The organism is Micromonospora sp. I033 (genome assembly GCF_053890995.1).
Genome location: NZ_JBSSLX010000216.1, coordinates 1 through 9,599, shown reverse-complemented (window position 1 = coordinate 9,599; position 9,599 = coordinate 1). Strand labels below are relative to the sequence as shown.

General features: G+C 74.9%; 7 protein-coding genes. 4 read left to right on the top strand and 3 right to left on the bottom strand.

The window, feature by feature from the left end:
- Positions 1–281 precede the first annotated feature (281 nt).
- From ACW0Q9_RS25780 to ACW0Q9_RS25770, 3 genes are all read right to left on the bottom strand, one after another.
- The gene (locus tag ACW0Q9_RS25780; RefSeq protein ID WP_456185575.1) at positions 282–1,505 is read right to left on the bottom strand and encodes a hypothetical protein; all 1,224 of its coding nucleotides are present in this window, start codon (positions 1,503–1,505) and stop codon (positions 282–284) included.
- Positions 1,506–1,573: 68 nt separating this feature from the next.
- Complete coding sequence (locus tag ACW0Q9_RS25775; RefSeq protein ID WP_456185577.1) at positions 1,574–3,232, bottom strand: GTPase; 1,659 nt, start codon at positions 3,230–3,232, stop codon at positions 1,574–1,576.
- 17 nt (positions 3,233–3,249) lie between these two features.
- Positions 3,250–5,088 carry an ABC transporter gene (locus tag ACW0Q9_RS25770; RefSeq protein ID WP_456185573.1) on the bottom strand — a complete coding sequence of 613 codons (1,839 nt, stop codon included), beginning with the start codon at positions 5,086–5,088 and terminating at the stop codon, positions 3,250–3,252.
- Between the two features lie 207 nt (positions 5,089–5,295).
- On the opposite strand from ACW0Q9_RS25770, the gene dnaK reads away from it, so the two are divergent.
- The 4 genes from dnaK to ACW0Q9_RS25750 form a co-directional block, all read left to right on the top strand.
- Positions 5,296–7,161 carry a molecular chaperone DnaK gene (dnaK, locus tag ACW0Q9_RS25765; RefSeq protein ID WP_456185571.1) on the top strand — a complete coding sequence of 622 codons (1,866 nt, stop codon included), beginning with the start codon at positions 5,296–5,298 and terminating at the stop codon, positions 7,159–7,161.
- A 48-nt stretch (positions 7,162–7,209) separates the two neighbouring features.
- Positions 7,210–7,959: a nucleotide exchange factor GrpE gene (grpE, locus tag ACW0Q9_RS25760; RefSeq protein ID WP_456185569.1), complete on the top strand. Its 750-nt coding sequence runs from the start codon at positions 7,210–7,212 to the stop codon at positions 7,957–7,959.
- Positions 7,960–8,038: 79 nt separating this feature from the next.
- Positions 8,039–9,220: a molecular chaperone DnaJ gene (dnaJ, locus tag ACW0Q9_RS25755; protein WP_456185567.1), complete on the top strand. Its 1,182-nt coding sequence runs from the start codon at positions 8,039–8,041 to the stop codon at positions 9,218–9,220.
- Positions 9,221–9,251: 31 nt separating this feature from the next.
- On the top strand, positions 9,252–9,599 hold a 348-nt coding region (locus ACW0Q9_RS25750; protein WP_456185565.1), incomplete at its 3' end, for a heat shock protein transcriptional repressor HspR.

Sequence of the window (9,599 nt, the reverse complement as noted above, 5' to 3'; positions counted from 1 at the left end):
GCCCCCGGGGCCCCGGCCACCCCCGCCCCCCCCCGACCCGACACGCCGGGGGCCGAGCCCCAGCCCGACCGCCGAACCCACCGCGACCTGGTCCGAGCCGAGCCCCGAGCCGTCAGCGACCGGCGAACCGGACCCGACGACCGCACCGCCCGAGGGCACGCCGTCGCCGACCGCCACGCCGCCGGAGGAGTCGCCCACGCCGACGCCCAGCCCGCGCGACGACCCGGACCCGAGCGCCACGGCCTCGGTCGCCGTCCGCGGGTAGTGGTGGACCTCGCCGGTCAGGCCGGGTCGTCGGTCAGGCGGTGCCGGTTCGCCTCGATCCACGCGTCCAGGGCGGCCGGGTCGTCCGGGTCGACGCCGTCCGCCATGAGCTGGGCGACCGCGGCCGTGGCCGGGCTGCGCCGCTCGCCGGTGCTGTAGAGCCGGGCGAACTCGGGGACCATCTCCTCGATCGCCGTGTCCGTGCGCGCGGCCGCCCCCGCCGGCAGGCCGCGCTGGCGGGCCGCGTAGGCCGCCCAGCCGCGCAGCACCCGGGGCAGCATGGCCGCGTCGTCCATGTCCAGCACGGCCCGGCGGTGCACCCAGTCGAGCAGGAACAGCTCGGCGACCGTCGGGCTCCACCGCATCGGGTCGGCGTCCGGGAAGCTCGCCGCGTGGTCCAGCAGCAGGCCCAGGCAGAAGTGCAGCGAGGCAAGCTCTCCGTCGGCCACCCGGTCCAGGCCGAACCGGACCGCCTCGGGTGAGGCGAGGAAGGCCCGGACCAGCCGGGTCCGTGCCTCGTCGGGGAGCGGCGGGACGTCGGCCGTCACCGACGGCAGCGCCGGGCCGGGCAGCACGGCCAGCCGGGCGCCGACCAGCGCCCGGTCGGTGGCGAGCGAGCCCTGTGCGGGCAGTTCGCCGAGGTCGTCGGTGATCGCCAGGTGGCGGCCCACCTCGGCGCGCATCCGGGCCGGGTCCTCGGTGCGGAACCAGGTGAACTCGTCCTCGGTGCAGATCTCCCGGGCCTGCTCGACGATCCGGGCGGCCGGGCCGCCCACGAACACGTCCTTGGTGATCCCGATGTTGTGGTCGACCAGGGCCACCAGGGCGTGCTCCGGCCCGCCCTCGGCGTCGTCGTAGGCGAAGGTGGCCAGGTAGGAGGTCTGGTCGCCGAACACGTCGCCGTACGACCAGGCGCCGGTGAGGTGCACCCGGCCGAGCTGGCCGGCCCAGGCCGGGGCGTACGCGCCGGGGCGGACCCGGGCGGCGCCCTCGGCGTCCGGCACCAGGGCGGCGAAGACGGCACGGATGGTGGTGGCGGCGGCGCTGCGGCGGCGCGAGGTGGCGGTGAGGAAGCCGGCCACGAACTCGCGGACGGCGTGCTCCCGGTCGGTCTCGGCAACGGCGTAGACGCTGCCCAGCAGCGCGGCGCCGAGCATCTCCGCGTCCAGGGCGGAGTCGAGCCTCGTCACGTCGCGAGCGGCGTGCAGCACCGCCTCGTAGGGGGTCTGTGGCGTGGCCATGCACCGACCCTACGCCGCCCGGCCCGCCCGGACACCGGTCAGCACGCCGGGCGTTTCCGCGCCGGGACTCAGCCCCGGGCCGCCTCCCGCAGCGCCTCGCGCGCCTCGGCGTAGCGGGTCAGCACCGCCCAGACCGGGTTCAGCACGTACTTCTCGCCGACGCTGCCCACCGAGGTGAGCAGCCGCTGCTCGGCCCGGCGCCGGGCGCGCCGCGCCGCCCAGCGGATCACCGGCCGGGCCAGCGCCGCGACCAGCAGCCCGGCCAGCAGGCCGCCGAGCAGCAGCACGGTGGGCCAGGGCACCTCCCCGAGCTCCGGATTGTCCAGGGCGGGCAGGCCGAGGACGCGCAGCGCGTAGCCCAGCACCAGCCAGGCCAGCCCCGCAAGCGCCGCGAGGGTGACCAGCCACTGGAGCGCGCCGACCACCCGCCACCAGGCCGGCCGCCGGTCCATGCCCAGGTCGGTGGCGGCCACCGCGTGGTCCAGCGCGTCCGGCAGGTCGGTCAACCGGGAGCGGGCCGCGGCGGTCACCGCGGCCGGCCAGGGCGCCGGCAGGTCCGCGGCGGAGCGGTCGGCCACCGCGCGGATGGCCAGGTTGAGCGCCGAGCGCTGCGCGGCGGTCGGATCGGGTACGGAGGTGGCCGCGACCAGGCTCTCCGCCGGCGCGTCGGCGCCCCCGCCGGGCAGGTGCAGCCGGCGCAGCGGGTCCGGCCGCAGCTTCCGCCAGCCCCGGACCAGCGGCCAACCGGTGCTCCCGACGGCCCGGTGCCGGTACGCCCGCTCGACCGCCCCGGCCACCGTCGGCACCCCGGCCGCGCCGGCCAGCGCCGCGGTGAGCTCCCGCGCGGAGGCGTCACCCGGCCCGGTGCGGGGCGGCTCCGGCCCGACCAGCGGGTCGAGCCCGGCCACCACGGCGTCCACGTCGCCGGCCAGCCGGCGCAGGGCGGCCTGCCGCTCGGCGACCGTACGCTCCAGCTCGGCCCGGAGGCCGTCCAGGCCGGCCGGGTCCACGGCCACGGTGGGCAGCAGCGGCACCCCCTCCAGCCCGTCGGCGTCGAGCAGCCGGCGCAGGTCGCCGAGAACCCGGGGCAGTTCGGCCGGGGGCAGCCGGTCGGCCTGGTTGAGCACCACCACGGTCACGTCCTTGTGCCGGTGGAACTCGCGCAGGTAGCTGGTGTGAATGACCCGGTCGGCGTACTTCTGCGGGTCGACCACCCAGACCACCAGGTCGACCAGGCCGAGCAGTCGGTCCACCTCCAGCCGGTGGCCGCGCTGCACCGAGTCGAAGTCGGGCAGGTCCAGCAGGATCAGGCCGTGCAGGGCGGACTCGTCGTCGCCGTCCAGCGGGCTCTCCCGGACGAACCGGTGCCGGGGCAGCACGCCGATCCAGTCGAGCAGCCGGGACGCGCCGTCGAGCTGCCCCCAGACGCAGGCGTGCGCCACCCCGGTGGTGGGCCGGCGGACGCCGACCGGGGACAGGTCCAGCCGGGCGAGGGCGTTGAACAGGCTCGACTTGCCGCTGCCGGTCGCGCCGGCCAGCGCCACCACGGTGTGGTGGCCGGAGAGGGCCAGCCGGGTGCCGGCCCGCTCGACCACGGTGTGCGCGGCGACCAGTTGGGCGTCGGGCACCTGGCCGTCGACCGCGCCGAGGAAGCGCTGGACCGCCTGGAGGCGGGCGATCAGGACGTCGGGATCGACCCGCTGCCCGCCGCGGAACGCCTCCCGCATCCGGCCGACGATGTTGCTCACGCGCGCCCGCCCTGGTCGGCGGCGGGCAGGGCCGGGCCCGGCGTACCGGAGAGGCCGGCGCGGTGCCGGGCCTTCTCCACCTCGCCGGCCGCCCGGCGCAGCGCCGCGCCGGTCTCGGCGGCCGGGCGCGCCTCGGCGGTGCGGGCGAGGAACCGGTCGGCCTCCTCGGTCAGCAGCGCGCCGATCCGGTCCAGCAGGTCCACCCGCGCCTTGCTGGCGAGGTTGCGGACCGCCTGGTCGCCGAAGATCGCCTGGAGGACCGCCTGCGCGGCGACCGTGGTGCCGGCGCCGGTGGCGACCTCCAGCCCGGTCGGGATGAAGGCGGTGGCCGCGAAGACCGCGATCATGACGGCCAGGCCGGTGGCGTTGACCGCGTACGCGGCGGTGCGGGCGACGAAGCGGCGGTCGCCGCCCTCGGCCCGGACCAGCTCCAGGACCCCCCGCTGCCAGTCGCGGACCAGCCGCTCGGCGCGCTCGGGCAGGTCGGCCGAGGCGTGCGCCAGCTCCGGTTCGAGCAGCGCGGCTCCGGCCGGGTGCGCCTTCCACCCGGTGTACGCGTTCTCCGCCGCCTCGGCGGCCACCCCTCGCAGCAGCGTGACCAGTTGGGACTCGATGGCGTTGCGCAGCTCGGCGGCCGGGGCCGGGCGGCCGGTGACCGCCGCGACCACCCGGTCGCGCAGCCGGCCGATCCGCGCCTCCAGGCTGCGGAAGAACTCGCCGGTGCCGACGAACTCCTGCCAGCGGGCGAGCACCTCGCCGCGGAGCAGCCGGCCGTCCTTGAGCCCCTGGTCGACGGTCCGCTCCGCCCCCCGGTAGGCCGCCCGGACCCGCTCGTCCAGCGCGTCGGCGGCGGCCACCTGCTCGTCGGCGGCGTCGGCCAGCGCGTCCACGGTGGGGTGCAGCGCGGCCAGCGCGCCGTCGAGGGTCTGCCGGACCACCGCCGAGCGGGCCTCGGCGTCGGCGGCGAGCCGGGCGAACCAGGCGCTCAGCGGGGCGGTGACCTTGTCGGGGAGCAGCCCCTGCCCGTCCACCCAGGTCTCCGGCAGGACGAACAGCGGCGCGGCGCCCAGGTCCTGCGCGGCGAGCATCTCGGACAGGTGGGCGGCGATCTCGTCGGCCGCCTCCGGCGGCACCCGGTCGAGGACCATGGCGACGGCCGTGCCCCGGGCCCGGGCGCTGCGCAGCAGCTCCCACGGGACGGCGTCGGCGTAGCGGGCGGCCGTGGTGACGAAGAGCCAGAGGTCGGCGGCGGCGAGCAGCTGCCCGGCGAGCGCCCGGTTGGCGTCGACCACCGAGTCGATGTCGGGCGCGTCGAGGAAGGCCAGCCCGGCCGGGAGCGCGGGGGCGGTGACCAGTTGGAGGGTGCCCGGGTGCTCGCTCGGCTCGGTGGTCCGGGTCAGGCCGGGCAGCAGCTCGCCCTGGCGGAACCAGGCGGCGTCGGCCGGATTGCAGACCAGCACCGGCGAACGGGTGGTCGGGCGGAGCACCCCGGCGGCGCTGACCCGGGCCTGGACCAGGCTGTTGACCAGGGTCGACTTGCCGGCCCCGGTCGAGCCGCCGACCACCACGAGGAGCGGGGCGTCGAGGCGGGCGAGCCGGGGCAGCAGGTAGTCGTCGAGCTGGTCGGTGAGGCCGGCGGCGGTGCGCCGGGCCGGCTCGGCCGAGGGCAGGGCGAGCGGGAACCCGGCCGCCCCGATCGCGGCCCGCAGGCCGGTGAGCGCGGCGGGCAGACCCGCCGCGGCCTCGGCGGGCGGATCCTGACCGGCGTCGGGTCCGGTGCGGGCTGCGACGGCGGGCGCGCCGGCATCGGTGGCGGGATCGCCATGCGTCGTCACCGCTAAAGCGTGCCCGACCGACGCAAGGTAAGACAACCGGACGGTAATAACGGTCAGGTTGCGTCGGGTCGACTCAACTCGACTTGCGGATCTCCGGGCGCGTGGCACTATTGAGTCAAGTTCACTCAACTTGTGGTGCGGTCGCTGCGGGCGACCCGCCGGGCAGGCCCGTTGACCTGCTCACCGTTACGAAGCGAGGAAGCGAACATGGCACGTGCGGTCGGCATCGACCTCGGCACGACGAACTCCTGCGTCAGCGTTCTCGAGGGCGGTGAGCCCACCGTCATCGCCAACGCGGAGGGCTCGCGGACGACCCCCTCGATCGTCGCGTTCGCCCGCAACGGCGAGGTGCTCGTCGGTGAGGTCGCCAAGCGCCAGGCGGTGACCAACCCGGACCGGACCATCCGCTCGGTCAAGCGGGAGATCGGCACCAACTGGACCGTCGACATCGACGGCAAGAAGTACACCCCGCAGGAGATCTCGGCCCGCACGCTGATGAAGCTCAAGCGGGACGCCGAGGCGTACCTGGGTGAGCAGATCACCGACGCGGTGATCACCGTGCCGGCCTACTTCAACGACGGCCAGCGGCAGGCCACCAAGGAGGCCGGTGAGATCGCCGGCTTCAACGTGCTGCGGATCGTGAACGAGCCGACCGCGGCCGCGCTGGCGTACGGCCTCGACAAGGGCTCCAAGGAGCAGACCGTCCTGGTCTTCGACCTGGGTGGCGGCACCTTCGACGTCTCCCTGCTGGAGCTGGCCGAGGGCGTCATCGAGGTCAAGTCCACCAGCGGTGACAACCACCTCGGTGGTGACGACTGGGACCAGCGGATCATCGACCACCTGGTGAAGACCTTCCGCGGCGAGCACGGCATCGACCTGTCCCAGGACAAGATGGCCATGCAGCGGCTCAAGGAGGCGGCCGAGAAGGCCAAGATCGAGCTGTCCGCCGCCACCACCACCAACATCAACCTGCCGTACATCACCGCCGGTTCGGCGGGCCCGCTGCACCTCGACGTGACCCTGAGCCGCGCCGAGTTCCAGCGGATGACGCAGGACCTGCTGGACCGCTGCAAGGGCCCGTTCGAGCAGGCCGTCAAGGACGCCGGGATCAAGATCTCCGACGTCGACCACGTCATCCTGGTCGGCGGCTCGACCCGGATGCCGGCCGTGACCGACCTGGTCAAGCAGCTCACCGGCCGCGACCCGAACAAGGGCGTCAACCCGGACGAGGTCGTCGCCGTCGGCGCCGCCCTCCAGGCCGGTGTGCTCAAGGGTGAGGTCAAGGACGTCCTGCTGCTCGACGTGACCCCGCTGAGCCTGGGCATCGAGACCAAGGGCGGCATCTTCACCAAGCTCATCGAGCGCAACACCACCATCCCGACCAAGCGTTCCGAGGTCTTCACCACGGCCGACGACAACCAGCCGTCGGTGCTGATCCAGGTGTTCCAGGGCGAGCGGGAGATCGCGGCCTACAACAAGAAGCTCGGCACCTTCGAGCTGACCGGCCTCCCGCCGGCGCCGCGCGGCGTGCCGCAGATCGAGGTCACCTTCGACATCGACGCCAACGGCATCGTCAACGTGCACGCCAAGGACCTGGGCACCGGCAAGGAACAGAAGATGACGATCACCGGCGGCTCGTCGCTGCCGAAGGACGACATCGAGCGGATGCGCCGGGACGCCGAGGAGCACGCCGACGAGGACAAGCGGCGCCGCGACGAGGCGGAGACCCGCAACGTGGCCGAGGCGCTCCAGTGGCAGACTGAGAAGTTCCTGGCCGAGAGCGGCGACAAGCTGCCCGCCGAGAACCGCGACCAGCTCAACGAGGCCCTCGGCGAGCTGCGCAGCGCACTCGGCGGCCAGGACATCGACAAGGTCAAGGCCGCGCACGAGAAGCTGGCGCAGGTCTCCCAGCAGGCCGGCTCGCTGCTCTACTCGCAGCAGCAGGGCGAGCAGGCGGGCCCGGGCGAGGCCGGGCCGGGTGCGGGCGCCGGCGCGGGTGCCACCGGTGGCGCTCAGGCCGGCGGCCCCGACGACGTGGTCGACGCGGAGATCGTGGACGAGGACAAGAAGTGACCTTCGGTCCCGGACACGTTTCTCACCGCAGAGGGATGAGGTAGCCGCATGACGGAGAAGCCACGAGCCGCCGACCCGGGCTCCACCGGGTCGACGCCGGGTGGCTCCGCGACCGCCGGGCAGGGCGCCGGCGAGGAGCCGCGGGTCGTCATCCGTGACAAGCGCAAGATCAAGAAGACCGCCGAGCAGGCGGTGACCGACACGTCGGCCGCCGACGCCGCGGCCGACGCGCCCGCCGAGGGGCTGGTCGAGGAGGCCGAGGTCGTGGTCGACGAGATCGAGACCGAGGCCGAGGTCTCCGGGCCGCCGGTGGTCGACGCCCCGGCCCGGCCGAGCGAGGAGGTCGCCGCGGCCGCGCCGGGCGGCGCCGAGCTGGAGTCGGTCCGGGCCGAGCTGGACGAGCGGACCCGCGACCTCCAGCGGGTGTCGGCGGAGTACGCCAACTACCGCAAGCGGGTCGACCGGGACCGCAGCCTGGTCCAGGAGCAGGCGACCGGCACGGTGCTGACCGCGCTGCTGCCGATCCTCGACGACCTGGACCGGGCCCGCGAGCACGGCGACCTGGTGGGCCCGTTCGGCAGCGTGGCCGAGCAGCTCACCGCCGCGCTGGGCAAGTTCGGCCTGACCGCGTTCGGCGAGCAGGGTGACCCGTTCGACCCGACCCGGCACGAGGCGGTGGCGCACCAGACCTCCGCCGACGTGACCGAGCCGACCTGCGTGCAGGTCATGCGCCGGGGTTACCAGCTCGGCGAACGGCTGCTGCGGCCCGCCCTGGTCGCGGTCGCCGAACCGGAGTAGTGCCGACCCGTGACGTCCCGCCCGCCCGCACCGGGCGGGCGGGACGACCGGGGTACGTCCCGTGGAAGGGGGTGGACCGGTGAGTTCCAAGGACTGGATCGAGAAGGACTACTACGCCGCGCTGGGCGTGGAGAAGTCCGCCTCCTCGGACGAGATCAAGAAGTCGTACCGGAAGCTGGCTCGGGAGTCGCACCCGGACCACAACCCCGGTGACCCGAAGGCGGAGGAGCGGTTCAAGGCCGTCTCCGAGGCGTACGCCGTGCTCGGCGACGAGAAGAAGCGCCGCGAGTACGACGAGATGCGGTCGCTGTTCGGCTCCGGCGCCTTCCGGCGCAACGCCCGCGGCGCGGGCCAGCCGGGCGGGATGCCGTTCGACGTCTCCGACCTGTTCGGCGGGGCGGCCGGCGGCGAGGCCCGGTTCGGCGGCGGTGGCCTGGGCGACCTGTTCAGCTCGATCTTCACCGGCGGGGGTGCCGGCGGCGCGACCCGTGCGCGCGGCCCGGCCCGGGGCCGGGACGTCGAGACCGAGGTGGCGCTCGACTTCTCCGACGCGGTCCGCGGCGTCACCCTGCCGCTGACCCTGCGCGCCCCCGGGGTGTGCGACACCTGCCACGGCAACGGGGCGAAGCCCGGCACCCAGCCGGTGACCTGCCCGGTCTGCCACGGCGCCGGGGTGACGACCCGCAACCAGGGGTCGTTCAGCTTCTCCGAGCCGTGCCGCAACTGCCAGGGCGTGGGCACCGTCGTCGAGGAGAAGTGCCCGGAGTGCCAGGGCACCGGCGGGGTCACCAAGACCCGCACGCTGAACGTGCGCTTCCCGGCCGGAGTTGCCGACGGCCAGCGCATCCGGTTGGCCGGCCGGGGCGAGCCCGGCGAGCGGGGCGGCCCGGCGGGCGACCTGTTCGTGCACGTGAAGGTCCGGCCGGACGAGCTGTTCGGGCGCACCGGGGACGACCTGACCCTGACCGTGCCCATCACGTTCGCGGAGGCGGTGCTCGGCACCGACCTGCGGGTGCCGACGCTCGACGGCACGGTGACCCTGCGGGTCCCGCCGGGCACGCCCAGCGGCCGGGTGCTGCGTGCCCGGGGCAAGGGCGTCGTACGCAAGGACGGCCGCGCCGGTGACCTGCTGGTCACCCTCGACGTGGTGGTCCCCGCGAAACTCTCCGACGAGGCGCGGGCCGCGCTGGAGACGTTCGCGGAGCAGACCCCGCCGGCGGCGCGGGAACATCTCGACGCGCGGGTGCGTCGATTCAGTTGACCGGGTGACGAGGCAGCGGAGGTGAGCGGGGATGTCGCAGGAGTTCGTCGGCTCGGGTGACCCTGCCTACGAGGCCAAGGTCCTGATGATCTCGGTGGCGGCACGGATGGCGGGGATGCACCCGCAGACCCTGCGCCAGTACGACCGGCTGGGCCTGGTGCAGGCCGGCCGGGCGGCCGGCGGCGGTCGCCGGTACAGCGTCCGGGACGTGGTGCTGCTCCGCGAGGTGCAGCGGCTCAGCCAGGACGACGGGATCAACCTGGCCGGGGTCAAGCGGATCATCAACCTGGAACGGCTGCTGGAGGAGGCCCAGCAGCGGGTGGCCCGGCTGGAGGCGGAGCTGGACGCCGCGTACCGCCGGATCGCCGAGCTGGAGTCG